The organism is Bartonella sp. AP88XZML (genome assembly GCF_042195565.1).
In the GTDB taxonomy this organism is placed as follows: domain Bacteria; phylum Pseudomonadota; class Alphaproteobacteria; order Rhizobiales; family Rhizobiaceae; genus Bartonella.
Genome location: NZ_JBHIOQ010000040.1, coordinates 304,708 through 329,063 on the forward strand (window position 1 = coordinate 304,708; position 24,356 = coordinate 329,063).

Here is a 24,356-nt window from a genome sequence, read left to right on the forward strand (position 1 = left end):
AAAGTATTGCGTATATCAATTGGAGTAATCTCTGAAATGGGAAACAATCTAATGAAGCAAGAATATAAAATTATAAAGGCAAAAATGAGTGCTCATCTTTTCTATTATTTTAAAATTTAGCTTTATATTTTTTAAAAGCGTTTATGACAATTCTTTTTAAGAGTGAAGATAATGCATTTCTTCACATTTTGGGGCATTACATCTTTAATGAATCAACCCTATTTTATGATGTTTTTTTGATAAGAGTGTCGCGTAAATCTTTTGTGGATGGTATAAAGTTCATTGTATGCTTATGATCTTTAATTTAACAAAGGCGCAAGTTGGTAGCTTTTATTCTCTTTATCAGTTTTCAAGATTCTAAAAATTTTTGTTACTTGAGATGGAAGAGGTATTTTTTTTTAGTTTTTTTGCCGTAGCAGAAAAAGAAAACCTCCTAACACACCAGTAGCTAAAATAAACCACGTGATTGCATAAACGAGATGATTATTTCGAAAATGGATAATCGTAAGACCAACGACGGGAAGTTTTGCTTGTGGAGATGTTTTTCTGGCATCAATGAAATAAGGGGCAACAGTGGACAAACCAAGTTTTTGTGCCATAGCGGGGAGATCGCGCGTATACCATAAATTTTTGTCAGGATTATTTTTACGCGGGAAAAATCCATTTTTTTCACTCATGCGTAATAAACCTATAATCGTTGTTTGTTCTGTGTCTGTGGTAGAATTTTGCTGAGATAAGGCATTTGTATGTGATTGCTCTGTGTTTTGAAAATTGTTACGTTCATCCATGGGGATAAAGCCACGGTTGATAAAGATCAGTGTATTATCAGCAGTTTTTAAAGGAGTCAAAACCCAATAGCCTGTAGTATTTTGAGCGGCAGCAGTGACTAAAATATTTTTATCTGTTAAAAATTTTCCTGTGATAATAACAGGTTGATATTCATATTTTTCAAAAGTAACATCTGACCATTGATTTTTTGGAGGGGCTTTTATGGGGGGCAAATGAATGCGTTGATTGGTACTGGTGATAAGATTTGTTTTCCAGTTTAACCGTTGTACTTGCCATATACCTAATGCACTGAAGAGAAGAAAAAAACAAATACATAAAGTTCCAAATAAAAAAGAAGAAAAACGGCAAGAATTTCCCTGAAGCTTTGTCATAGGGGGCTCTTTTTTGCTCATGATTTGTGCTTCCTTTCGGGACAATAGGCTTTTATTCTAACATGTATATATTAAAAAAAACATTTTGTACGCGTTTTGGTGGAATTTGCACGCCTTATTGAGGAAAAAGATGAAAAATGAGCCAACAAGAGATGAAAAAGGTTTTATAAAAGACTTGACCTTTTGTTGTCGACCCCCTATTAGAAAGAAACTTCCCAATGATGCCCGTTCAAGGTTGCATTGCGCGTGTTTTGCGTTCATTGTGTCCTTTGGGTATGGGGATTTGAAAGTTTCTTAGAGTTTAAGGGTGAAGTTTATGTCTCGTGCATGTGAATTGACAGGGAAGACGGTTCTGTATGGTAATAATGTTAGCCATGCGAATAATAAGACTCGGCGTCGTTTTTTACCAAATCTTTGCAATGTGACATTGATTTCAGAGGTGTTACAGCAAAGTTATCGCTTGCGTATTTCAGCAAATGCGTTGCGTTCTGTTGAGCACCGCGGTGGTCTTGATGGTTTTTTGATTAAAGCAGACGATAAAGAGTTGTCACAACGTGCGCGTTTGTTAAAACGCCAAATCGTTAAGAAAAAAGCTGAGCAAGAAGGTGAGCAGAAGGCTGAACAAGCAGCGTAATTTTCAGCGTTATTGTTTTTGGCTTTTTTCTTTTTGATCGCTCTGTTTTATTGGTTCCATATCCCAGGTTAAAAAAATGTCTTCAAGCGGTCTTTTATTAGAACAGCAAAAGAAAAGGTATGTTGTTTTTTCTATTTTTGCAATGTGCCTTGCTGTCACGGCTTCTAATATTTTAGTTCAATATCCTGTCTATTGGTTTGATTTGAATGCGCTGTTGACTTATGGGGCTTTTACCTATCCATTTGCTTTTCTAATCAATGATTTGACCAATCGTTTTTATGGTCCATCTGCTGCGCGGCGTGTGGTTTATGCTGGTTTTTTTACGGGTGTCTTTGTTTCTTGGATATTGGCGACACCACGGCTTGCACTTGCTTCTAGTTTTGCATTTTTATTTGGGCAACTCCTTGATATTGTTGTTTTTACTCCTTTGCGACGTAAAACATGGTGGAAAGCACCTTTAGCAGCAGCGTTGGTTGGTTCAGCTTTGGATACAGTGCTGTTTTTTGCTCTTGCTTTTTCTAGCTCGTTTGCTGTTCTTGATAAGATAACAGGCTATGCTGATAGTTCACTAGTGGAGAGTACTGTTTTGGGAGGGATAGGCATGCCAGTTTGGTTATCGCTTGCTTTTGGTGATTTTTCGGTAAAAATTATTATGAGCCTGTTTATGTTGATTCCTTATGGAACAATTCTTAATATTGTAAAGCTTCCTCTTTATCAAAGTCCTTCAAAGGATGATTCTTCTTTTGTTTGTAACAAATAATGGTCTTTGTTCTTTTGTTTTGCTAAAGAAGAGGGGAGGGGAGTTCTGTCCTCTAAGGGCAGAATTTAAGCGGATTTATAAGAGGTATTTTGATTCTTTTCTCAAGTTGTATTTATCCATACATCATCTATGCTTACGATGTGTAAGGAAATGGTTTTGACTGATTCAGTATGGGATAAGAGCATCTTATCAGCATTAAAAACAGATAATAAAGCTCTTATAAAGGATCAAAAATGTTTTGTTAAGAGTTGTGATGTCTTACTTATGATTATTTGAGCTATAAGAAACTTGGTTCTTATAAAGGAAAAAACATTTCGATATACATTTGGGTAGTATATAAATAGAAAAATAAATACCAATGGTATCAAGTATTTTTTGACAGTTTTAAAATTTGGTTATACTGATATTTATCATTATTTTAGTAACAAATGTTTGTGCAGATATGTTAATGAATTTACAATTTGTTATAATGCGATCTCTGTAGAATTTGGCAAACGCTTCGAGTGTTTATTTTAGATAATTGTAGGTTAGAAATGCGATACTTGGAGCTGATAGTATGAATAAAATGATAAATCAAACAGATCATACAGAGGCTTTATTTGATAATTTTGTATTAACTTCCTTGAAAAAACAGAGAGAGACTAGGGAGTTGCCTATTGTAAAATCACTTCTTCGTTATCCGGGAGGGAAAAGTCGTGCTGTTCCTATGATTATTAATAACTATATAAGGAAACAGAAAACTTTATGTTCTCCTTTTGTAGGAGGCGGTTCAATTGAATTAACCTTAGCAAAAAGAGGAACAAGGGTTTATGCTTATGATGCTTTTAAGCCGCTTGTTATTTTTTGGCAGATGCTTTTGAAAGATGCTTCAGCTCTTGCAGAAAAAGTGAGAGAATATGAAGATATGACTCCCGTAATGTTTTATAATCTCCAAAAAACTTTTGGGAATATTAAAAATCAATTAGAGATTGCTGCCGTTTTTTTGTTCTTAATCGTTCTTCTTTTTCCGGAACGACACTTTCTGGTGGTATGTCTCCAGGACACCCCCGATTCAATTATCGTTCTATTGAACGGCTTAAAGATTTTAAGATTGAAAACTTCATAGTGGAACACAGAGATTTTACAGAAAGTATTCCTAAACACTCTAACGATTTTCTTTATTGTGATCCTCCGTACCTTATTAATCAAAAACTTTACGGTCACAAAGGCGATAAACATAATTCTTTTGATCATCAAGCTCTTGCTGAACTTTTGAGAAAGCGTCAAGGATGGGTTTTATCTTATAATGATTGTGTGGAAGTTAGAGAACTTTATAAAGGACATACAATACTTAATCCTGAATGGACTTACGGTATGGGAAACAATAAAAAATCAAATGAACTCGTAATTTTGAGTAAGGATCTTTAGGAAATTGCATGAATCAGGTAGAAAATGGAAAAGCCTTTGAATATGCTTTGGCTATGGGTTTTAAAAAAGCAACAAAGGCTTCTATAGAGTTTAATTCGTCTTTTCAAATAGCGGAGTCTTTTTATAATTTATTTAATGATACTGAAAAAAGGCTTTTAAATCTTGCTTCTATTGAAGCAGCCATTTTTTACAGTTACATGATAAAAATATTAGAAACACGAAAACTATTGTTCTTCAGGAAGATTTTGTTGGGATCAAAGGAGATGTCCGTGATATTATTTTAAAAGTTCCTGAAAATCCTATTGGTATTTCTGCAAAACATAATCATAGCGCTATCAAACATCCTCGCCTTTCCAGTAAAATAGATTTTGGTAAAGAATGGACAGGTTATTCTTGTAGCAGCGTTTATTTCAATGAAGTTAGTCCTATTTTTGATTATTTAGCAGAGCTTAGAGATAAGAAGATGTTCTTTAGAGATATAGAGGATAAAGACAGCAGAGTTTATCTTCCAATCCTAGAAGCTTTTTCTAAAGAACTTCAAAGGCTTTGTTTAGATTATCAAGATAAATTTGTGAAGCTATTGTTTCAGTATGTTATAGGTTCTTATGATTTTTATAAGATTATGATAGATACAAGATCTAAACAAAAACGGGTTATTATTCAGTCTTTTAATTTGAATGGCACTCTAGGATATGGTCGTAAATGGAAAATTCCAAGCAAAATTTTATCCGTTGCACTAAAACCAGAAAGTAAAAACAAACTCATTATAATTTTGAAGATGGTTGGAGCATTTCTTTTAGGATTCATAATGCATCCAGTAAAGTAGAAGCTTCCTTAAAGTTCGATATTCAATTTGTGGGATTATCTTCTCAGGTTGTTAGTCATCAAATTCCGATGGTTTAATGATAGAGATAATTTTTTAAAATGTAATCGTTGCTGATTCAAGGCAGGTTTATTTCTTATGAATATGAGTTCTTTTATCACTAAAAAGTATTTCTAATTGTTTTGTTATGGCGTCGGCGAGTTCTTCAGCATTCATAATTGTTACAGCACGTTGATAATAACGTGTGACGTCATGACCAATTCCAATGGCAATGAGTTCGATAGGGGAGTGTGTTTGGATTTCTTGAATCACTGCGCGTAAGTGTTTTTCTAAATAATTGCTGGAGTTGACCGATAGTGTCGAATCGTCAACAGGAGCACCATCAGAAATGACCATGAGGATGCGACGTTGTTCACGCCGTGATAAAAGGCGTTGATGAGCCCAAATCAAAGCTTCTCCGTCGATATTTTCTTTTAATAATCCTTCTTGCATCATCAAACCTAAATTGCGTTGTGCGCGACGCCATGGGGTATCAGCACTTTTATAGATGATATGGCATAAATCATTGAGGCGTCCAGGATTATGGAGTTTGTTTTGGGTAAGCCATTGTTCGCGCGATTTGCCCCCTTTCCAAGTTTTGGTGGTAAAACCTAAAATTTCAACTTTGACACCACAACGTTCAAGAGTTTGTGCCAAAATATCAGCACAACTTGCAGCAACGCTAATGGGGCGTCCACGCATTGAGCCAGAATTATCAATGAGGAGTGAAACAACTGTGTCCCGAAATTGGGTGTTGCTTTCCATTTTAAAAGAAAGGGGTTGCATGGGGTCAATAATTAGACGTGGAAGCCGTGTTGTATCAAGATATCCTTCTTCAAGGTCAAAGTTCCAGTTGCGATTTTGTTGCGCCATCAAGCGGCGCTGGAGACGGTTTGCTAAACGTCCAACGATGTTTTGCAGATGATTGATTTGCTTATCAAGATAACGGCGTAAGTGATCTAACTCGTTTTCAGAACAAAAATCTGTTGCTTCCAAAATTTCATCAAATTGACGGGTGAAGATTTTATAATTGCCAAGTCTTTGCATTTGTTCCGAATCAGAAAAAAGGTGTTTGGGTTTGCTCGGCTTTTCTTGCCAAGGTCCATTTTTTTGCTCGCCGTCAGCTTGATCATTGTTGTTTGATTGTGTCGCTTGTGTTTTTCCATCATCTTGCACATCACTTTCTTGTTCAGTGCTGGTTTGTTCTTCACTTTGAGCGTGTTTTTTGTTTTTACTCTCTTCTTCTCTTTGGTCTTGAGGTTCACACGCATTTTTTAATTTTTTATTGTTTTCACTGTTAGAAGCTTCAGCTTGTTGCACTGTCATTTTGAGTGTAACAAGCATTTGGCGAACAATCTGTGCAAAAGCTTGTTGGTTGTAAATATGATGTGGGAGTTCATTGAGTTCTGCTGCTGCTTTTTGTTCGAGTTCTTGACGCCACAATTCTAAGACAGGACCTGATTCTTTTGGAGCTGTGCGCTTTGTTATTTTTTCACGCAATAAAAGTGCAATCGCTTCTTGGATGGGGGCTTCACTTTGGTTTCTAATCTTATGATAATGGGCTCTTTTGTATTTATCGGCGAGCATGATATCAAGATTTTTTGCAAGTCCCTCCATGGTTAAAGTGCCAATTGCTTCAACACGTGTTTGTTCGAGGGCATCAAAGATAGCACGTGCTTCTGATTCTGGTGGAGAAAATTGCATGTGAATGCGGTTGTCATGCCATGCTTTGCGCAGAGCCATGGAATCACCTAGTCCGCGGGTAATGGTGATGTCTTTATTCGTTGCGTATTGAGGTAATTCTGGTAAACGCGCGCAACTTTCGCTTAAAGATGGTCGGTTATGACTAAAGGAAACTTCAAGGTTGTTTGTGCCTGCAATTGCACGCATACAGGTGGAAAGTGCTTTTTTAAAAGCTTCAGCATTAAGAGTGTTGTTGGAAGAGTCCTTTGCCAGATTTTTGTTGTCGCCAATATCGGTAGCCATGAGTGACAGATTCCTTAAGGCGAAACACCATGAATGAGTGATTCGGGAAGCTCTTGTCCAAAGGCGCGTTGATAAAATTCTGCAACAGTGGCACGTTCGAGTTCATCACATTTATTGAGAAAGGTTAATCGGAAGGCAAAGCCGACATCTTGAAAAATTGTTGTATTTTCTGCCCAAGTAATGACGGTACGTGGACTCATGACAGTTGAAAGATCTCCATTGATAAAAGATTGGCGTACCATATCAGCAACATGAACCATTTGTGAAATTGTCTTTTTTCCCTCAGCCGTTTGAAAAGATTTGACCTTTGAACAAATGATATTAACCTCTTTATCATGGGGTAAATAATTGAGTATCGTAACAATAGACCAGCGGTCCATTTGAGCTTGATTGATCTGTTGGGTACCATGATAGAGACCGGTTGTATCACCAAGACCAATGGTGTTTGCCGTTGCAAAAAGACGAAATGCTGGATGGGGAGAGATGACACGGCTTTGATCAAGTAAGCTTAGTTTTCCAGAGGTTTCAAGAACGCGTTGGATAACAAACATAACATCGGGACGCCCTGCATCATATTCGTCGAAAACAAGAGCAATATTATTTTGATAAGCCCATGGCAAAATGCCCTCTTTAAATTCAGTGATTTGTAAGCCATCTTTTAAAACGATAGCATCTTTTCCTACAAGATCGATACGACTTACATGACTATCAAGATTAATGCGAAGACAAGGCCAGTTAAGACGTGCAGCAACTTGTTCAATATGCGTTGATTTCCCTGTACCGTGATAGCCAGAAACCATTACACGGCGGTTAAAGGCAAAACCTGCGAGAATCGCTAAAGTTGTTTGCTGATCAAAAAGATAATCAGGATCGATATCAGGAACATGGGGACTTTTTGTGCTAAAAGCAGGGACTTTCAGATCTGTTTCAATATGAAATAGATCGCGAGCACAAAGTGTAATATCGGGCAAATTTTCAACGGTAAGATTTGTCATTATGTTTCTGAAAGGGAGAGGACGCTATTTATTCATTAGAAACGATACAAGAGTTAAAGTATTTATGCAATGCTCTATAATGAGAGCCTTAGATATTGAAGAAAGATTTTTTTACGTATTCTATAATGTTTTGCAAAAAAGTAACATTTTGCGCAAATAATGATGGTCTAAATGAAAATAGACTCATATAAGCGCATGTTTTCAGCACAAACCAGACTTTTTTAGCAAATTGTAAGCATGTAAAACATCACGAAAGCGCTCTTCTGAAGCACGATTACCACCATTGGAATCAGGATGGTGCTTTTTTACCAACTCTTTATATTTCATTTTGATGTCTTCTGCTGAAGCGTTTGCCTGTAGTCCCAGTGTATCAAAAGCTTTTGCTTCTAAGGGCTTTAATTTTCGTGAGAACTTATTGCTTGAATGCTGCCCAGTAAAAAGCGTGAAGGGATCGCGCATGCGATTTTGATAGGCAGCTGTGCCAGAGCGAATCTTTGCATAATTCGCGGCTGTTTTTTTCGATGTACCATTGCTCAGATCTGTAGGCCATGTCGGACGATGTCCTGTGAGAGCATCCTTTTGAAATTTTGCGATATCTTTATTGCTAAGACCAGAGAAGTAATTAAAATTTTTATTATAGGCGCGTACGTGTTCAATACAAAAATATAAATATTGTCCTTCGTGATTTCGACCTGCTGGTGCTTTATGGGACCCTGTTTTTTCACAACCTTCCCACTGACACTGTTGTGCTTCTGGCTCAGCTTTTTGTTTTTTATTTGAGCTTATGCGAATTGAATCGAATAATTTAGATGTTATTGTCATATTATTGGTTTATGCAAAATTGATTAATTTTACAAGAATTGACTTTTGAAAAATTTGTTTTCACACTTATTCTATTATGAAAAAGGTGTATTTTTGCACGTTCATTTTGTTTGAGGAATGAAAAATGTTTATAGAAACAATAATTCAGAGAAAGCTTCAGGATGCTTTTCATCCGCAAAAGCTTGAAGTGATTAACGAAAGTCATCTTCATGAGGGGCATCCTCATAATGAACATGCTTTTGATGGTAAAGGAGAAACACATTTTCGAGTGAAAATTTTATCTTCTTCTTTTTCTAATATGACACGCGTAGAAATACATCGAGCGATTTATAAAGTTTTACAAGAAGAGTTAGCTACTTGTGTTCATGCTTTGGCACTTGAGGTTGAAACACTCTAATTTTTTGATGAGACGTTTTTAGGAACGGGGATGGGCCTTTTGATAGATTTTTAACAAATGGTCTGTATCGACGTGGGTATAGATTTGTGTGGTGGAAAGACTAGCGTGCCCAAGAAGTTCTTGAATCGTGCGCAAATCTCCCCCCCGTGATAAAAGATGGGTGGCAAAAGAATGGCGCAGTGTATGAGGCGTTGCAGTTTCTGGTAAACCAAGGCTTGTTCGTAAGTTGCGTACAGTTTTCTGAATAATGGCGGGCTGTAGGGGACCGCCTCGCGCCCCGCGAAATATGGGTTGGTTATCCAATAAAGGATATGGGCAACATTTGAGATAATTTTGTACAGCTTCGTAAACAATTTTGATGAGAGGAACAAGGCGTGTTTTGCCGCCTTTTCCTGTTATAAATAAACTTGTTTTTTTAGGATCAGAAAATTGTTCTGGTGTGAGGCTTAAGGCTTCTGATATTCGCATTCCACAGCCATAAAGAAGCATGAGGACAGCAGCATTACGAGCGCTGATCCAAGGTTCATTTTCCAGTTGATTTTCTTGTTTGACTATGTGAAGTGCTGATTTTATCGCTAAAGGTTTTGGGAGCAATTTGGGGTGTTTGGGGCTTCGGATAAGTTGAGCCGCGGGAACATTGACGATTCCTTCACGTGATAAGTATTTGAAAAAAGAACGGATGCCTGCTACTCCGCGGCTTAAAGAGCGCGCACTTACATTGTTTGTACGCCGATAAGCAAGATAAGCACGCAAGTCACTGATGCGTAAATGAGCAAGATCTGTAAGGATTGGTGTATGATTTAAGTGTTGACAGAGAAAAGACAAAAATTGCCGCGTATCACGTTCATAGGCTTGCACTGTTTGTGCTGACATACGACGTGTTTGGGTAAGACACTCTAACCAATTTTTCCTTGCTTTTAAAATTGCATGGTCTGCTGGAATGAGAGGAATATTTTCATCTTTTCTCTTGTCGTTTTTGATAGGCATTATCTAGTTGAGAGTTTCTTTCTTTTTAGATTTTTCATCGTTAGAATGACCATTCTTGTTTTGGGGTTGCTCTTCACGATTGATAAGTTGCTTTTCACCTTTGAGAGAGAGTATTTTCACAAGATTGTGCGTTGACATCAAATGCGCAAAAATTAATCCTAAAAAGCCATTTTTATGAAGTTTGGCAAGTTGGCTTGCTGATAATTTATTCAATTTTTCTTCATCAACAACCCAAAAATGTTCCAATTGAGCTGAGAGACCTTTATCGTTTTTCACATTGATGGATTTTTGGCTTAGAAGATCCATTTCTACAAGAGCATCAATAAACTCAGAGGTTTTTTCCATAGCGACTTTAAAACTTTCAAGAAAACGAATACGTTCTTCCATAAAAGGAGAAATAGAGCCGTCGGAATTAAAAAGTTCTGTTCCTGCAACTTCATTAAACATACCGGACTGTTGATCAAAGCAAACAGAAAGTTCTTTTTCATTGCTAATTTGTGCCAAAACAAAAGGATAGCGACGGACAAAAGCGGGAACATAAGTATTGGTTTTCCAACTTTTATCAGAAGCGATATAGTCATTTTCGTCATTAGAAAGACCGACAAGAGCCGCGGATGTGTAGTGCCGTTTTTTTTGTTCATCTTCGGCGCACATAAATAAAATAGGATAGTCTAGTGCTGCTTGAAAATATTCAGTACTTGCTAAAGGAACCCAATGAGTATCCTTGGCAAAAGACATATCAGTTGGAGGAGCAAATTTTAGATTTTTATGGGAAATTTTGTTGATTGGTGTGATATCTTTGTAAAATAGCATAATATTTGCCATAAGACTTTCTCCTTTATTAATTTGTTTTTGTTACCAAGAAAGGTCTTTTAGAAGATTGTCTCATATGGCAACAAGATTGAATAGAAAACTATAAGATTGAAGGGTTCATTTTTGAGAGATAATATTTTTGCATGAAGTATAATAAAGAAAAGCTTAAAAATAAAGTCTATCTTGCCATTATTGGTATGCCTCATGGTATAAAAGGAGATGTTTTTGTTAAAATTCTAAGTGCTGAGCCACAGCGTTTCAAGTTTTACAGCACTCTTTATGATGATATGGGGCGTTCTTATGAAATTGTAACTCTTCGCATACAAAAAAATAAGGCGATTGTACGTTTTAAAGGGGTAGAAAATCGTAATGCGGCTGAGTCTTTAAAAGGTCTTCGCCTTTATGTGACGCGTGATCAATTAATGGATGATTTGATGGAGGATGAGTTTTATCAAGTCGATTTAATAGGCTTGTGTGTCCAAGATTGTGGGGGAAAAATCTTAGGTGAAGTGTGTGGTTTTTTTAATTTCGGGGCTGGTGATTTGCTTGAAATACGTTTGAATACAGGTAAAAGAGTTCTTATTCCCTTTAGTAAGGCGGCGGTACCAGAAATTTATATGGATTCTGGTTTTCTTGTTGTTGATCCCATGGCAGCTGGTTTAAGTGATGGGGGAGACAATGATAAAAAGGAAATAGCTTGAATCTAAAAATAAAGATGAAGGAAAAAATAACAGATGAATTTCGTCAATAAAAAGTGGAATGTGTGGAAATATTAAAAATACACTTTTGAGCAGATATTGTAAGCACTTTATCTCGAAATAGTCCTGAATTTTTAGAGTCTTTTTTAGTGCAAGTATTTAGAAGGATCGTATTGAATATGGCGCAGATCAAGGAGATTCAATTTAACGCTATAGCGTTAAATATTTTGTTTGTGCTATTTTTGCTATTAAGAGTCTGTTTAAGAAAATAAGGATGAGAAATAAAATGAAGTTTCAGGCGCGCGTTTTAACTCTTTATCCTGAAATGTTTCCTGGTTTTTTAGGGTATTCTTTAGCAGGGCAAGCTTTAGAGCGCGGAATTTGGTCACTGGAGACGGTACAGATTAGGGATTTTGCTTTAGACAAACACCATAGCGTTGATGATAAACCTGCTGGTGGGGGAGCGGGTATGGTAATGCGGGCGGATGTATTGGCGGCGGCTCTTGATTGTTGTCCACAGGATTCGCCAAGATTGTTGATGAGTCCACGTGGGCGCCCTTTTGACCAAGCTTACGCGCATAGCTTGGCTCGTGATACGGGTGTAACGTTAGTTTGTGGACGTTTTGAAGGGGTTGATGAGCGAGTCATAGAGGCACGAGAACTAGAAGAAGTCTCTATTGGTGATTATATTCTTTCAGGGGGTGAAACAGCCGCATTGGTTATCTTAGATGCTATTATACGTCTTCTGCCTGGAGTGATGGGGAATGCAGCTTCTGCAAGGTGTGAAAGTTTTGAAAATGACTTGCTGGAACATCCGCAATATACCCGCCCTTCTCTTTTCGAAGGGCGGGGTATTCCGCCTGTATTGCTCTCAGGTCATCACAAAGCGATCGCAGATTGGCGTCAAAGCCAAGCCGAATTGTTAACACGTCAACGTCGCCCTGATCTTTATGCGCGTTATAATAAAAATCATCAGAAAACTTGATTCATATGATAAGGTGGTGTATTGCATGGCTCTCTTTTTAGAGAGTTTTTTATAAAAGGTTTTCTGTAGTTCCAAAATTAAAATGAAGGAATGGTGTATTCGCTCCTGTGTAAGACATAGCCTAAAGAGCTCCTTATTCTTAATAAAGGCTTTTTTGGTAAGAGTTGAGCGCTCTGACTGTTCGATAAAGAACATGAAGGATAAAAGAAATGAATATTATCGCACAACTTGAAGCTGAACAATGTGCAAAAATTGAAGAAAAGCGCCAATTTCCAGCCTTTAAGCCAGGAGATACAGTTCGTGTTATGGTGCGTGTGACAGAAGGTACACGAACGCGTGTTCAGGCTTATGAAGGTGTTTGTATTGCGCGTTCAGGCGGTGGGTTGAATGAGACCTTTACAGTACGCAAGATTTCTTATGGTGAAGGGGTGGAGAGGGTATTTCCTGTTTATTCTCCTTTGATTGAAGGTGTTGAGCTGGTGCGCCGTGGTAAAGTGCGCCGTGCAAAACTCTATTATCTACGTGGCTTGAGAGGTAAAGCTGCACGTATCGCTGAAAAGAGAGATTATCGGAAAAAAGCTGAAAAGGTTGTTGAGAAAGTAGAAGCAGCATCTGTCAGCACAGATGTTGAAAAGCAAGTTTCTGAGTAAAGATTGTATCGGCTAAACTTTATGCAAAAGCGGCTTTTATGCCGCTTATTTGTGTCTTTCTTGATTCGTTTTGCCTTTTAAAAGGCTTGGAGGGGACATAAAAATGTTTAATCTATCAATTTTTCCTCTTTTTATTCTTAATCATGGGTGCAGTTTAAGAGACCATTGCATATATCGTGGATACTCAAAAGGATAAGTTTAATCTGAAAAAATGTCTGTTTATATTTGGAAAAGATTTTAGACCTTTGACGTGAAGATAAAAGTGTATTAGATTAAGGCGAGTTTTGCGGATCATATCCGGGGAGTAATCGGTTTTTTTATGCGTGACCTTTAATCCGTTATTTGAGACAACCGACCTGTAATATCGGTATCTTGAGATGCCAAACAAGTAAAAACGAGAGAGTATGTTTAGTCGTTTTGCGCGAACTTTCTCGTTCATTGCGGTTGCAAAAACCAGGTCAGGATATTTTATGATAGAGACAACTAGGATAAAAGAGCGCCCTCGTTCCCCTCATATAAGTATTTATCGTTGGACAATTACTATGGCCATGTCCATTGCACACCGAATTACGGGTATGGCGCTTTATGTTGGAACGGTTTTTCTTGCTGTTTGGTTAATTGCTATTGCGTGTGGCGAGGAGACATTTAAAACAGTTCATGAGATTTATAGTTCTTGGTTTGGATTGTGTATTTTGTTTCTTTATACTTTGGCAGGGGTTCATCACATGGTTGGTGGTGTTCGCCACATTGTTTGGGATCTGAAGCCTTGCCTTTTGGCAAAAGAAAAGGCAACAGTCACTGCTTGGGCGACAGTGTTTATTTCTCTTATTGTTACTTTTGCGATTTGGATTATTGGATATACCGTTGTTTAGCTGGGGGTGAAAAGAGACATGAAAAAAGATTTTCGAACGGAACTTGGAAAAGTACGGGGGCGTGGCAGTGCTCATGAAGGAACAGAGCATTTTTGGCTAGAACGTTTGACGGGGTTTATCAATCTACCACTTTTGATATTTTTTATTGTTCTTATTCTTTCGCTTGTGGGCAAGGATTATAGTATTGTGCGTGCAAGACTTGCACATCCTATTGTTGCTATTTTGATGGGATTGATGACTTTTTCGGTCCTTTATCATATGAAACTTGGTATGCAGGTGGTGATTGAAGATTATATTCCACGTGAAGGTTTTCGGATATTCTTTTTGACGTTAAATATTTTATTTTGTTTTCTCATAGGTGGTATCATTATTTTTTCTCTTTTGAAAATTGCATTAGGGGGTTAAACAAGTATGGCGGGTACAGGATCATCTCTGGGTGCTAAAGCAGGTAACGCCCCTTATCGCACTGTAGATCATAAATTTGATGTTGTTGTTGTTGGGGCAGGTGGTGCAGGATTACGTGCGACACTGGGTATGGCAGAACAAGGATTAAAGACAGCTTGTATTACGAAGGTTTTTCCAACGCGCTCACATACGGTTGCAGCACAAGGGGGAATTGCTGCATCGCTTTCAAATATGGGACCTGACAATTGGCAGTGGCATTTATATGATACCGTGAAAGGTTCTGATTGGTTGGGCGATACCGATGCAATGGAATATTTGGTGCGTAATGCTCCTGCTGCTGTGTATGAATTAGAACATTATGGCGTTCCTTTTTCGCGAACGCAAGAAGGCAAAATTTATCAGCGTCCTTTTGGTGGACATACGACACAATTTGGTGAAGGTCCGCCTGTTCAGCGTACTTGCGCAGCAGCTGACCGTACAGGCCATGCCATTTTGCATACGCTTTATGGACAAAGCTTAAAGCATAATGCGCAATTTTTTATTGAATATTTTGCACTCGATCTCATCATGACGGATGGGGTTTGTACGGGGGTTGTGGCATGGAATCTCGATGATGGTACAATACATCGTTTTTCTGCCAAAATGGTTGTTCTTGCAACCGGTGGTTATGGACGCGCTTATTTTTCTGCGACATCGGCGCATACCTGTACGGGTGATGGTGGTGGAATGATCGCACGTGCTGGATTGCCACTTCAGGATATGGAGTTTGTGCAATTCCATCCGACAGGGATTTACGGTTCTGGCTGCTTAATTACAGAAGGAGCTCGTGGTGAAGGAGGCTATTTAATCAATTCTGAAGGTGAACGCTTTATGGAGCGCTATGCACCTTCCTTTAAGGATTTGGCTTCACGTGATTTGGTTTCGCGTTGTATCACACTTGAAATTCGTGAAGGACGTGGCGTTGGACCTAAGAAGGACCATATTCATTTGGTTCTCAATCATATTGATCCTGCAATCTTGCATGAGCGTTTACCAGGGATTTCAGAATCAGCACGGATATTTGCAGGGGTGGATGTAACAAAAGAGCCTATCCCCATCTTGCCAACGGTTCATTATAATATGGGTGGGATTCCTACCAATTACTACGGGGAAGTTCTCAATCCAACGGCTGATTCGCCTGATCGTATTCAACCAGGGCTGATGGCGGTAGGAGAAGCAGGATGTGCTTCTGTTCATGGTGCTAATCGCTTGGGGTCAAATTCATTAATTGATCTTGTGGTGTTTGGTCGTGCTGCTGCCATTCGCGCGGGTGAAGTTATTGATCGGAATGCAGAAATTCCACCCATCAATGAAGAAGCTGTTGACGAAATTATAGCGCGTTTTGATCGTTTACGTTTTGCACAAGGGGCAATACCAACAGCTGTATTGCGTGAAAAAATGCAACGCACGATGCAAGAAGACGCAGCAGTCTTCCGTACAGAAGATTCTTTGAAACAGGGATGTCAACGGATGAATAAAATCTGGGGGGAATTGTCGGATCTCAAAGTCACAGATCGTTCTCTGATATGGAATTCTGATTTGGTTGAAACATTAGAGCTTGAAAATCTTATGGCGAATGCAATCATGACTGTTCATTCTGCCGAAGCACGTTCAGAAAGCCGTGGCGCTCACGCTCGTGAAGATTATCCAGAGCGTGATGATAAAAACTGGCGTAAACATACGATTTCACATTTGTCAAAAGAGGGTAAGGTGACATTATCATATCGACCTGTCCATGTGGATCCGTTAACATCTGAAGCTGATGGTGGGATCGATTTAAAGCGCATTGCACCTAAAAAACGGGTTTATTAAGGGGAGAATGCAATATGGTACAAATTAAGCTTCCCAAAAATTCTCAAGTAAAACCGGGAAAGGTTTGGCCTAAACCTGAAGGTGCTACAAAGCTGACGGAATTTCACGTGTATCGTTGGTCGCCTGATGATGAGGAAAATCCTCATTTAGATACTTATTATGTGGATCGTTCTGCTTGTGGTCCTATGATTCTTGATGGGCTTTTGTTTATTAAAAACCATATTGATCCAACTTTGACACTTCGTCGATCATGCCGTGAAGGCATCTGTGGTTCATGTGCGATGAATATTGATGGAACCAATACATTAGCTTGTACCAAAGGGATGGATGATGTAAAACATCCCATTAAGGTCTATCCGTTGCCTTCCATGCCGGTTGTTAAAGATTTGGTTCCTGATTTAAAGCGTTTTTATGCACAACACCGAGTCATTGAGCCTTGGTTGCAAACAGTTTCTCCTGAACCTGCAAAAGAATGGTTACAAAGTCACTCCGATCGCCAAAAAATCGATGGCCTTTATGAATGTATTTTGTGTGCGTGTTGTCAGACTTCATGTCCAAGTTATTGGTGGAACGGTGATCGTTATTTGGGGCCCGCTGTTTTGCTTCAAGCTTATCGCTGGATTGCGGATTCACGTGATGAGATGTGTGGTGAACGTCTTGATAATTTAGAAGATCCTTTCCGCCTTTATCGTTGCCATACGATTATGAATTGTGCGCAAACTTGTCCAAAGGGATTAAATCCAGCGAAAGCGATTGCTGAAATTAAAAAACTCATGGTTGAACGCCGCCTTTGAAAATTTACTGATTGATCAAAATAAAGCGTAAGGTGGAAAAAATTGTATCTCCTTTTAGCAATTAAATCTCTAAAAGAAGATCGGCTGCTTATGAGGGTGCAGTAGCTATAATCATTCTAAAAGTGAAGTAATCCCTAAAAAATTAAGCAATCCTTGCAATGGCTGAGCAGAAAACTCATAGTTGAATATTATCTTTGAAATTTGACCGATTAACGAACAGTAAAAAGAAAAATAGAAAATTGTGCGTGTTTTTGTGCCTCTTTGAGGCTTAATCTCTAAAAATTTATTGGCTTCTATGAGGTGGTTAGTATAGTTATTATTGCCTTTAAAAAGGCATTAGTCTTTCGAGTAAACTATACTTTAAATAGCGTTCTATGTAAAAACAATAAAATCAATATGCCATGTGTTTTTATTTTTATTAAATTCGCATCATAATTTATACTTTGATGCAGATTCAAGTAATCATTTTTTATAAAAAATGATTACTCTGTATAAATATAGAACAAAAAATAAATGCTGATACAAATATTAAACGCATGTAAATTATCTAAATGAAATACAAAGGAGTGATCATTATGACAATTCGTCATTTTACGATACGTTTATTATAATATCGAAAACATTGCTAATATTCAAGGATTAGGAATTTTTGATAATATCATTATATATATAAAGGTCATATTTTTTGTTTTAAAGATTGGATTGTTAATCGCATTAAAAAGCAAAATTTATAGTTCTTAAAAAATGGAGAACGTAAAATCCCTCTCTATTGTAGAGATAGATCATACAGTTAAGGGGGAAGTAATTTAAAATTATTGTAACGTCATAGATTTAAATTCATTAAAGAGCAAATAAGGCGTTTTTAAAAAATATCAAATTTATAGTTTTTTCCAAAAATTTAGAAAAGGCTAGTGAGAATTCTAAGAACACGTGTTGCGAATGTGGAATAGGGATGTTTATAGGTTCGTTTGAGTTGAATGAATTCAATCATCAAAGAAAACATGTTGTGTTTTTATGAGTTTCATAGGTTTTGATTTTATATGTTTTTATCTATAAAAAATAGAGATTTCTAGGTTTAGGTCTTATTTATTATGTTAGGGTATTTCATTGTTCTTGTATATATGCTGAAGAAAGTTATTTAAGCAGTAAAAGTGTTTTTTATTTTTTAGCATAAAAGATATTTCTTAACATGAAAGAGAGGTGTCCAAGTATTAACGGTATAATCAGCCATTGTTTTGGTATTTATTCTGTTGTGCTGTAAAACACTATCTTATTTAGGATGTGGTAATTAGAGTGGTTAGAAGGTGAAATCTGCTAAGTGAGGGGGCGGATTGTTTGCAGATCAGTGGCGTGTTAAGAGGCTTCGTCCTTTGAGGTGTGATAGGTGGAGTCTGTTAGCCAATTACGTAAATGAGAGCGAAATCTACGTGGACAGGTTTTTAACCTAACCTCTCTTATATATTGTGATAGGAAATTCACCTTAATAAGGACTACGACCGGTTACAGAAAACAGAAATCATTGCGAAAAAACAAGCGTGCTTGTTTTAAAATTTTTAATATTTGTGATCATAGTGACATGCGAAATCTCCTGTAGTATCACGCAGACCGTTCGTATTCTCGAGCCAAGAGTTGTTCATATATCCTCTTCAATCTGATCTTCACGAATTGATGCAAGAGATGGGTACGAACACCTGTAAGAATAAGCAGATGCAAAGCCAGTTGTATCATTATTGTTGCTTTGCAGAGTGTTTGATAAAAATCTGGAACATTTCTCCAATTCATTGCCGGTTTATTAATGACTTTATGGCGTTGTTTTTCTAAAAGAGCTTTTGCTGTTGCAGCTTTTATTTATCAGATGGGAGTTAAGAATATTATGTATCTCTGTTGGCGCAATCTTTGAAAGTCGCTTTACAGCTTCCTAATTTGAGGAGAATATGAAGCTGTAAAGGTGCAAACCAGTTTCCATTTTTAGCATCATTTTTTAATTCTGCTTTACGACTTTCAAAAGCATCTAGAGTAATGTCTTTTAAATAATAGAGATTACGCATTGCTTCACGCTTTTGTTTCTCTCGTTCTTTAATAAGATCAAAACCCTTATGTAAAACAGAACGCCCCGAGCCAAATACACTTTGCTTGTCAATTTACACGCTTGTTTTTAAGAAACCTTTCTTTAAGGTGCCTAAGCTTATTTCACTACAGAGCTCGTGGATGGTATAATGGTAAAGCCCCGGTGAATAATATAAAATTTATAGAGCATCTCCATTTTTACACTTCATAAAAGAGCAAGTTGGGCGCCATTAGATACTTTGCAAACTCCCAATGTTGTGACAATTTTGGGCATTTTGGATGGTTTATAAAAGGCATTTTTAGTGCTTTTTGTACAGTTTCATTCTATACGGCTTTATTTACTTATAATGTGCAAGAGACATGGTTTTGGTTAATAAACAGCTTTGAAATGAGAGAATCCTACGGTACTAAGATCTTTTATCCAACACGCAAAATAATGAACACTCTTTATAGATCAATGTGACGTGGCTTAAGAAGAGTGATTGTAGATCTGTTCTTTTAGGAATTTTTGCTTTTTGTGGTGCAGAGAAGAGAGCAGGAATATTCAGAGTAGAGTTTACCTTATGTAGTCTATGGATATCATCTTTAGGAGAGGGACATAAGCCACGTGATATGGTTAGCAAAGCTTACTTAAGAGAAATTTGGTTGTTTACGAACAACTAGAGGTTAAGAATCTTTCTTCGTCCGAAGAAGACGTTGATATACCACTATACTTTTTATTACCAAATAGAACGTGGTTTATGGATGCTAAATCGAAATGATAATTTATTTCGTATGAGGTTTTCCGTATTTGGAGATTGTTTGGTTAAAAAACATATTTATTAATCACTTGAAAATAGCGCTTAGAATTTTAAAACGATAAGTTTTGGTTTTGATGACGATAATTATTTATGATGATCGAAAGTACCTATTTTACGAAGCTTTCATTGATAGGCGAATCAAAATTTATTCTTTTCTTTTGTTTAAATATTTATTTTGCAGCTATTTTTTCTTTTTTGCATCAAAGATACTTTTTCAAAAGGTAAATGGAAAGAATGATCAAAGGCAAGAGAATAAAGAGAGCCTTATGTATAATTTGGTTTTCTCGTAGAGTTGTTGTCTATTAACTTTTTTTCTTCATGAAGAGTGTAGAAAATCCATTGGAGAAGCAAAGAGAATAGGAAAAGTTAAAAAAATAGCCGTAACAACTAGTTACGGCTATTTTTGTTTGCTTCATATTACCGAGAGAGGAAGCTCCCCTTAAGCGATTTTTGATTTAGCAAAAATCGGGTCGTAAAAGACTTCAGAGAGTTTTCTATCTTTAAAGAACAACACTACGTCAACTGTTGTATAGAGAACGATTTTTATCATTTCTAACTCGAGTTGCCGGCCAATTTCTGATCTTTTAATCAAGGTGGCACATCGCTCAAATGTTTGCAAAGCGCTGTTGGCATGCGTTGTTGTAATCGATCCGGGATGACCAGTGTTGAGCGAATTGAGATATTCCCATGCTTCATTGCCTCGCAATTCAGCGAGAAAAATTCTGTCAGGCGACTGACGCATACACGCATCTAGGCATTCTTCAGCTGAAACACGGCCTACATTGTTACCATAAATCATATGTACATGATTGGGATGATTGGGTAGAAAAAGCTCATGAACATCTTCAATTGTGATAATACGCTCCTCTACAGGGACCTTTTCAATTAAAGAGCGAGCAAATGTTGTTTTACCAGATCCTGTTTTGCCTGCGATAATAATGTTGCGTTTGTGAAGGACGCATTTTTCCAAAAATTCAAGAATTTTTCCCTCACGTTTACTTTGTAAGAGTTGAACTTCAAATGGTTCCAACCGTGTGAAGTCCTGCCTCGATAACAAGTTATTGGCTTCTTTTGCTGAAGGCTTATTAAAACTTACATCAGAAAAATCGTCAAAAGCCCCTTCTTCTTTGAGTTCTTCTAACGTCTTAACTATGAGAGAATGTTTACGAATTACAAAGGAAAGAGCACCATCAACAACAGCTGGTGTTTGTATAATTGTACCACGTTGCCCACCAGGCAAGAGCACATAATTAATACTTCTGGGAGCCATACCGTTATAAACGATAATAGCTGTAATAAGCGTTTGCAAAAAAGTGGTTGTTAACTCTGGTACGCTATGTACTTGCCAACCCTTAAAGCTTTTCGTCCATACTTCACAGGGGCGGCAAATCGATAATTCAGTGATCGTGGGATCTTCTAAAAAACAATCAAGCGGTTGCAGAAGCTGAAAAACTGCTTGATCTTTTTGTATCGGGTTAACGTGTGACGAGACTGTAGACATCGCTGAAATCCAGATCACGAGCAACAAAAATATTTACTCGTTCGCCTTGGTTTTTGTAAAGTGTTGGTGTGATATTGATGGAATTCTGAAGAACATCGATTGCTATAGATTCAGCATTCTGAGCTCCTTTATTTTGTGAGTTATCTTTATTTTCTTTGCTGCTTTTACCAACTTTTCCTCTTACCCATTCTCCTAAATCACCGATAATGCTTACCATAATTGCACTACCAAATCGTTCCCAAAAATGTCTGTCAACCCAGCCACCAATACCCGCTTCACCCAGAGGACCTGTGCCTGGTGAGTCAAGATTGACAACAACACCAGAAGGCGTTTCAATGCGTAACCATTGCACAAACACGCGCGTTTGTCCTTGTTGTATGCCACTTTGGTAAAAACCAACGACTTTAGAACCACGGTCAAGCAAAACAACACGTCCACTCGTGGAATAAATATCGCGTGTTAAATGACACGTCGTCATTCCGGGTTGTGATGTAATGATTTTTGTTTCTAACGTACAATCTATTTGCGTTCCTTGTGTAATCAAAAAGTCACGGTTACGAAGTTGCATCGCATGTGATTGACCTAAACGCACGGGCTGAAGGTTATCAAATAATACGCCATTACCTCTATCATTATTCGATGCTTTATTATTTGTATCTGTAGATCCTTCGCTACCACCGTTGTTAAGGCTAGAACTGAGCATACGTTTGCGTGCTAATTCTTCAGAATCTTGGAGCATATGTGGAGGAATGGCTGTTTGAAGAAGTTTACTCAAGGCCGGTGGAATATCCAAGTTTGAATCTTCTATTTGTGTTGATTTTTCTGCTTCTTCTACAATCTTTGGTTCTTCTATAATTCGAGGGACATAGTTTGGTATAATTTGCTGTACTATTCGTTGTGGTTTTTCTTCCTCAACTTCTACGGTATTACGCATTTTAAAAGCTTTCCAAGTCAAGGCAATCGGTATCGCTACTATGACAATAAGTCCTACCATTAACAATGCACGGGTACCTGGAATTGTTGGACGACGTTCAGAACCTAGTTCGGATCCTCCATAGGCACCTTCAATATGTTTTTGCTCGACGTTGTCCAGTTTTGTACCTTTTCCCTCTCCTTCCTTATTGTCAAACATCATTTTCCTCCTTTATTGATACGATAAACCACCGAAGATACTGTCCCTGTTGTGTTTGGTACGCCATTGGGGTCATAGGCTTCATTAAAAACAGCTAGAGCGCGTTTACCAAGCCGTATGAGCCATTTAGGATTGACCTTATGAACGGCGATAATATCATTAGAACTGCCGATAACGGTGCGTGGTATTAAGCTTTCATTGCCTTCAGCATCTACGACATAAATCGATGGCATATCCATGTTAGCGGGAAATTTGAAGTAAGTAATACGCCCATTGTCCCAAGCATTTATCGGAGCAATATCTTGGTGACCGCTCATGGTATAACTGAGATTATAGCCGTTGACGCTTTGGTGAAAACCACGTTCAATCGCAAGGCGTCGATTGTTTTCTTTTGACTTTTCATCGTTTGAATCGGGATAATGGAAAGCCAATTCATATGTTGATCCCGCACGGTCATTCCGAAATTGTAGTCGGAATTTATAACTCCGTTTGTCGGTTACAACGATGAGATTGGTATTGGCAAGTTCTGCTTTTGGTTTAATAAAAATATGCCGCCCTTTATGAGCAAAGGCATAGGCTTCAGAATCGCCAAAGGCATGAGTTATGTACTGTTCACCTTCTTCAAGAATAATATGTGTTGCCACACCAAGAACTGTTTCAATTTGAACCACATCGGCTTCGTTATATGTTATATAGCGAATGCGATGATCATATTGTGAATTTGATGGACTTTTGAGCGCCTGCACAGGTACCGTATAAAGAGAAGAAAACGAAGACAATAGAACAACGAACGCAAGTTTTTTCATAACAATCAATTCCTTAATCATTCAACAGTATTTCTGGGTCAGAACGGTAACTTGTTACTTGAAAACCAAGGGGGTTAAGCAATCGATCAGATGATTTCATGGGTGCACCAACATAGGTGTAACCAATTGTTGCAATTTGGTGCTGTTTTGGTCCAGTAGCAGCACCGTTGCTGTCAAGTTGCTGAGTCGTAAAACGTACAGTTGCTTGACCGAGTCCATTAGGCTGGATTGATCGTACTTTAACTGTGATACGTGCATTGTTGGAAAGCACTTTGTCCCGTGCATTTTCTCCATCATAGATTTTATAATATTCTTGTTGAACAGATGCCGCACTTAAAAGTGCTGTTGTGTCATAGTTCAGTTGAATAGTATCGTAGTCGTAAGTTTCGCGGTTAAGCACATATTGGTTTAGCCAATATCTATCTACAACTTCACCATAGCTTTCTTCGTGTTCACGCATGATTGAGATAACATCAACTGCACCCGTCGTATTATCAACGCGCAATACTAAGGGAGTTGGAGCTGGTTGAGAAAATCCAACAACTCCACATATCATACCGAATAAGCCAAAAAGACCCACAGTACTCGCAACACGCCATGCCGTTTTGCGCGACCTTATAAATTCATTGATAAGATCACGTTCTAAGCCACGGCTTTCTTCATAATAACTTCTAAGTTGTTCGGCTTTCACTGGTTTTGCTTGTTTTGTTTTCATCTGTCTCCTCGCTTGATTTCGGCAGGGATTGTTTTATTAATAGGCACGCGGTTCCTATCATTAGGCTGTTTTAGCTTTGGTGCTAATGCACAAGCCGATAAAAGGTTTGCAATCAAAATCACAAGAATGATCGACTTCATTTTAATATTACTCTTTTTACTGTTATATACATCCTGATATTTATTGTCATTATTCCTATTTTGAACATAAAGTAAAGTGCGTTGTGTGCAATTATTTTACTTTTTTATTCCATTTTA

At 37.7% G+C, this 24,356-nt stretch carries 23 protein-coding genes and 2 pseudogenes; 13 read left to right on the top strand and 12 right to left on the bottom strand.

Annotated features, from left to right (window positions below; genetic code table 11):
- Positions 1-398: 398 nt before the first annotated feature.
- The gene (locus tag ACFIK2_RS05385) at positions 399-1,181 is read right to left on the bottom strand and encodes an SURF1 family protein (protein ID WP_375633588.1); all 783 of its coding nucleotides are present in this window, start codon (positions 1,179-1,181) and stop codon (positions 399-401) included.
- Positions 1,182-1,476: 295 nt separating this feature from the next.
- On the opposite strand from ACFIK2_RS05385, the gene rpmB reads away from it, so the two are divergent.
- The 5 genes and pseudogenes from rpmB (at position 1,477) to ACFIK2_RS05410 (ending at position 4,864) form a co-directional block, all read left to right on the top strand.
- Positions 1,477-1,794 carry a 50S ribosomal protein L28 gene (gene rpmB, locus ACFIK2_RS05390; protein ID WP_375633587.1) on the top strand — a complete coding sequence of 106 codons (318 nt, stop codon included), beginning with the start codon at positions 1,477-1,479 and terminating at the stop codon, positions 1,792-1,794.
- A gap of 76 nt (positions 1,795-1,870) precedes the next feature.
- Positions 1,871-2,554: a VUT family protein gene (locus ACFIK2_RS05395; RefSeq protein ID WP_375633586.1), complete on the top strand. Its 684-nt coding sequence runs from the start codon at positions 1,871-1,873 to the stop codon at positions 2,552-2,554.
- A 706-nt stretch (positions 2,555-3,260) separates the two neighbouring features.
- Positions 3,261-3,961: pseudogene (locus tag ACFIK2_RS05400) on the top strand (DNA adenine methylase).
- A gap of 8 nt (positions 3,962-3,969) precedes the next feature.
- Entirely contained in the window at positions 3,970-4,245 is a 276-nt protein-coding gene (locus tag ACFIK2_RS05405; protein WP_375633585.1) for a hypothetical protein, read from the top strand.
- A pseudogene (locus ACFIK2_RS05410) lies at positions 4,215-4,864 on the top strand (HaeIII family restriction endonuclease). Before ACFIK2_RS05405 ends, ACFIK2_RS05410 begins: the two are co-directional and overlap by 31 nt.
- Positions 4,865-4,913: 49 nt before the next feature.
- Here ACFIK2_RS05410 and cobT read toward each other — a convergent pair.
- The 3 genes from cobT to ACFIK2_RS05425 form a co-directional block, all read right to left on the bottom strand.
- The gene (cobT, locus tag ACFIK2_RS05415) at positions 4,914-6,809 is read right to left on the bottom strand and encodes a cobaltochelatase subunit CobT (RefSeq protein ID WP_375676952.1); all 1,896 of its coding nucleotides are present in this window, start codon (positions 6,807-6,809) and stop codon (positions 4,914-4,916) included.
- 14 nt (positions 6,810-6,823) lie between these two features.
- Positions 6,824-7,804, bottom strand: a complete 981-nt coding sequence (gene cobS / locus ACFIK2_RS05420; protein ID WP_375634354.1) for a cobaltochelatase subunit CobS — start codon at positions 7,802-7,804, stop codon at positions 6,824-6,826.
- Positions 7,805-8,005: 201 nt separating this feature from the next.
- Entirely contained in the window at positions 8,006-8,626 is a 621-nt protein-coding gene (locus ACFIK2_RS05425) for a J domain-containing protein (protein ID WP_375606021.1), read from the bottom strand.
- Positions 8,627-8,750: 124 nt separating this feature from the next.
- Here ACFIK2_RS05425 and ACFIK2_RS05430 point away from each other — a divergent pair, with 124 nt between their 5' ends.
- Entirely contained in the window at positions 8,751-9,023 is a 273-nt protein-coding gene (locus tag ACFIK2_RS05430; RefSeq protein WP_375612716.1) for a BolA family protein, read from the top strand.
- Between the two features lie 18 nt (positions 9,024-9,041).
- On the opposite strand, the gene ACFIK2_RS05435 is transcribed toward ACFIK2_RS05430, so the two are convergent.
- Together ACFIK2_RS05435 and ACFIK2_RS05440 are read right to left on the bottom strand one after the other, a co-directional pair.
- Positions 9,042-10,010: a tyrosine recombinase XerC gene (locus ACFIK2_RS05435; protein WP_375676953.1), complete on the bottom strand. Its 969-nt coding sequence runs from the start codon at positions 10,008-10,010 to the stop codon at positions 9,042-9,044.
- Between the two features lie 3 nt (positions 10,011-10,013).
- Positions 10,014-10,835, bottom strand: a complete 822-nt coding sequence (locus ACFIK2_RS05440; protein WP_375676954.1) for a SapC family protein — start codon at positions 10,833-10,835, stop codon at positions 10,014-10,016.
- 131 nt (positions 10,836-10,966) lie between these two features.
- On the opposite strand from ACFIK2_RS05440, the gene rimM reads away from it, so the two are divergent.
- The 7 genes from rimM to ACFIK2_RS05475 all read left to right on the top strand — a co-directional run bounded on the left by rimM (position 10,967) and on the right by ACFIK2_RS05475 (position 17,078).
- Complete coding sequence (gene rimM / locus ACFIK2_RS05445; protein ID WP_375676955.1) at positions 10,967-11,524, top strand: ribosome maturation factor RimM; 558 nt, start codon at positions 10,967-10,969, stop codon at positions 11,522-11,524.
- 283 nt (positions 11,525-11,807) lie between these two features.
- Positions 11,808-12,506 carry a tRNA (guanosine(37)-N1)-methyltransferase TrmD gene (gene trmD / locus ACFIK2_RS05450; protein ID WP_375612244.1) on the top strand — a complete coding sequence of 233 codons (699 nt, stop codon included), beginning with the start codon at positions 11,808-11,810 and terminating at the stop codon, positions 12,504-12,506.
- Between the two features lie 209 nt (positions 12,507-12,715).
- A complete protein-coding gene (gene rplS / locus ACFIK2_RS05455) occupies positions 12,716-13,156 on the top strand; it encodes a 50S ribosomal protein L19 (RefSeq protein ID WP_375676956.1) in 441 nt (146 codons plus the stop codon).
- A 470-nt stretch (positions 13,157-13,626) separates the two neighbouring features.
- Positions 13,627-14,028, top strand: coding sequence for a succinate dehydrogenase, cytochrome b556 subunit (sdhC, locus tag ACFIK2_RS05460; protein WP_375634363.1), 402 nt, complete (start codon positions 13,627-13,629; stop codon positions 14,026-14,028).
- Between the two features lie 18 nt (positions 14,029-14,046).
- Complete coding sequence (gene sdhD, locus ACFIK2_RS05465; protein ID WP_375612246.1) at positions 14,047-14,433, top strand: succinate dehydrogenase, hydrophobic membrane anchor protein; 387 nt, start codon at positions 14,047-14,049, stop codon at positions 14,431-14,433.
- Positions 14,434-14,439: 6 nt separating this feature from the next.
- Entirely contained in the window at positions 14,440-16,284 is a 1,845-nt protein-coding gene (sdhA, locus tag ACFIK2_RS05470) for a succinate dehydrogenase flavoprotein subunit (protein WP_375620955.1), read from the top strand.
- A 14-nt stretch (positions 16,285-16,298) separates the two neighbouring features.
- Entirely contained in the window at positions 16,299-17,078 is a 780-nt protein-coding gene (locus tag ACFIK2_RS05475; protein WP_005774220.1) for a succinate dehydrogenase iron-sulfur subunit, read from the top strand.
- A gap of 1,871 nt (positions 17,079-18,949) precedes the next feature.
- On the opposite strand, the gene ACFIK2_RS05480 is transcribed toward ACFIK2_RS05475, so the two are convergent.
- The 6 genes from ACFIK2_RS05480 to ACFIK2_RS05505 all read right to left on the bottom strand — a co-directional run bounded on the left by ACFIK2_RS05480 (position 18,950) and on the right by ACFIK2_RS05505 (position 24,239).
- Complete coding sequence (locus ACFIK2_RS05480) at positions 18,950-19,126, bottom strand: hypothetical protein (RefSeq protein WP_375628619.1); 177 nt, start codon at positions 19,124-19,126, stop codon at positions 18,950-18,952.
- A gap of 1,258 nt (positions 19,127-20,384) precedes the next feature.
- Positions 20,385-21,446: a P-type DNA transfer ATPase VirB11 gene (virB11, locus tag ACFIK2_RS05485; protein ID WP_375634367.1), complete on the bottom strand. Its 1,062-nt coding sequence runs from the start codon at positions 21,444-21,446 to the stop codon at positions 20,385-20,387.
- Positions 21,421-22,578: a type IV secretion system protein VirB10 gene (gene virB10 / locus ACFIK2_RS05490; RefSeq protein ID WP_375677044.1), complete on the bottom strand. Its 1,158-nt coding sequence runs from the start codon at positions 22,576-22,578 to the stop codon at positions 21,421-21,423. Before virB10 ends, virB11 begins: the two co-directional genes overlap by 26 nt.
- Positions 22,578-23,384 (bottom strand): P-type conjugative transfer protein VirB9, encoded by an 807-nt coding sequence (gene virB9, locus ACFIK2_RS05495; RefSeq protein ID WP_375676957.1) that lies wholly within the window; start codon positions 23,382-23,384, stop codon positions 22,578-22,580. Before virB9 ends, virB10 begins: the two co-directional genes overlap by 1 nt.
- A 13-nt stretch (positions 23,385-23,397) precedes the next feature.
- Entirely contained in the window at positions 23,398-24,099 is a 702-nt protein-coding gene (locus ACFIK2_RS05500; RefSeq protein ID WP_375676958.1) for a virB8 family protein, read from the bottom strand.
- The gene (locus ACFIK2_RS05505; RefSeq protein WP_273791747.1) at positions 24,096-24,239 is read right to left on the bottom strand and encodes a TrwH protein; all 144 of its coding nucleotides are present in this window, start codon (positions 24,237-24,239) and stop codon (positions 24,096-24,098) included. Before ACFIK2_RS05505 ends, ACFIK2_RS05500 begins: the two co-directional genes overlap by 4 nt.
- Positions 24,240-24,356: the final 117 nt, after the last annotated feature.

Excerpts from the sequence above, each read along its gene's own strand:
- ACFIK2_RS05385 (WP_375633588.1), bottom strand. The coding sequence starts at position 1,181 with ATGAGCAAAAAAGAGCCCCCTATGACAAAGCTTCAGGGAAATTCTTGC.
- rpmB (WP_375633587.1), top strand. The coding sequence starts at position 1,477 with ATGTCTCGTGCATGTGAATTGACAGGGAAGACGGTTCTGTATGGTAAT.
- ACFIK2_RS05395 (WP_375633586.1), top strand. The coding sequence starts at position 1,871 with ATGTCTTCAAGCGGTCTTTTATTAGAACAGCAAAAGAAAAGGTATGTT.
- ACFIK2_RS05405 (WP_375633585.1), top strand. The coding sequence starts at position 3,970 with ATGAATCAGGTAGAAAATGGAAAAGCCTTTGAATATGCTTTGGCTATG.
- cobT (WP_375676952.1), bottom strand. The coding sequence starts at position 6,809 with ATGGCTACCGATATTGGCGACAACAAAAATCTGGCAAAGGACTCTTCC.
- cobS (WP_375634354.1), bottom strand. The coding sequence starts at position 7,804 with ATGACAAATCTTACCGTTGAAAATTTGCCCGATATTACACTTTGTGCT.
- ACFIK2_RS05425 (WP_375606021.1), bottom strand. The coding sequence starts at position 8,626 with ATGACAATAACATCTAAATTATTCGATTCAATTCGCATAAGCTCAAAT.
- ACFIK2_RS05430 (WP_375612716.1), top strand. The coding sequence starts at position 8,751 with ATGTTTATAGAAACAATAATTCAGAGAAAGCTTCAGGATGCTTTTCAT.
- ACFIK2_RS05435 (WP_375676953.1), bottom strand. The coding sequence starts at position 10,010 with ATGCCTATCAAAAACGACAAGAGAAAAGATGAAAATATTCCTCTCATT.
- ACFIK2_RS05440 (WP_375676954.1), bottom strand. The coding sequence starts at position 10,835 with ATGGCAAATATTATGCTATTTTACAAAGATATCACACCAATCAACAAA.
- rimM (WP_375676955.1), top strand. The coding sequence starts at position 10,967 with ATGAAGTATAATAAAGAAAAGCTTAAAAATAAAGTCTATCTTGCCATT.
- trmD (WP_375612244.1), top strand. The coding sequence starts at position 11,808 with ATGAAGTTTCAGGCGCGCGTTTTAACTCTTTATCCTGAAATGTTTCCT.
- rplS (WP_375676956.1), top strand. The coding sequence starts at position 12,716 with ATGAATATTATCGCACAACTTGAAGCTGAACAATGTGCAAAAATTGAA.
- sdhC (WP_375634363.1), top strand. The coding sequence starts at position 13,627 with ATGATAGAGACAACTAGGATAAAAGAGCGCCCTCGTTCCCCTCATATA.
- sdhD (WP_375612246.1), top strand. The coding sequence starts at position 14,047 with ATGAAAAAAGATTTTCGAACGGAACTTGGAAAAGTACGGGGGCGTGGC.
- sdhA (WP_375620955.1), top strand. The coding sequence starts at position 14,440 with ATGGCGGGTACAGGATCATCTCTGGGTGCTAAAGCAGGTAACGCCCCT.
- ACFIK2_RS05475 (WP_005774220.1), top strand. The coding sequence starts at position 16,299 with ATGGTACAAATTAAGCTTCCCAAAAATTCTCAAGTAAAACCGGGAAAG.
- ACFIK2_RS05480 (WP_375628619.1), bottom strand. The coding sequence starts at position 19,126 with ATGCGTAATCTCTATTATTTAAAAGACATTACTCTAGATGCTTTTGAA.
- virB11 (WP_375634367.1), bottom strand. The coding sequence starts at position 21,446 with ATGTCTACAGTCTCGTCACACGTTAACCCGATACAAAAAGATCAAGCA.
- virB10 (WP_375677044.1), bottom strand. The coding sequence starts at position 22,578 with ATGTTTGACAATAAGGAAGGAGAGGGAAAAGGTACAAAACTGGACAAC.
- virB9 (WP_375676957.1), bottom strand. The coding sequence starts at position 23,384 with ATGAAAAAACTTGCGTTCGTTGTTCTATTGTCTTCGTTTTCTTCTCTT.
- ACFIK2_RS05500 (WP_375676958.1), bottom strand. The coding sequence starts at position 24,099 with ATGAAAACAAAACAAGCAAAACCAGTGAAAGCCGAACAACTTAGAAGT.
- ACFIK2_RS05505 (WP_273791747.1), bottom strand. The coding sequence starts at position 24,239 with ATGAAGTCGATCATTCTTGTGATTTTGATTGCAAACCTTTTATCGGCT.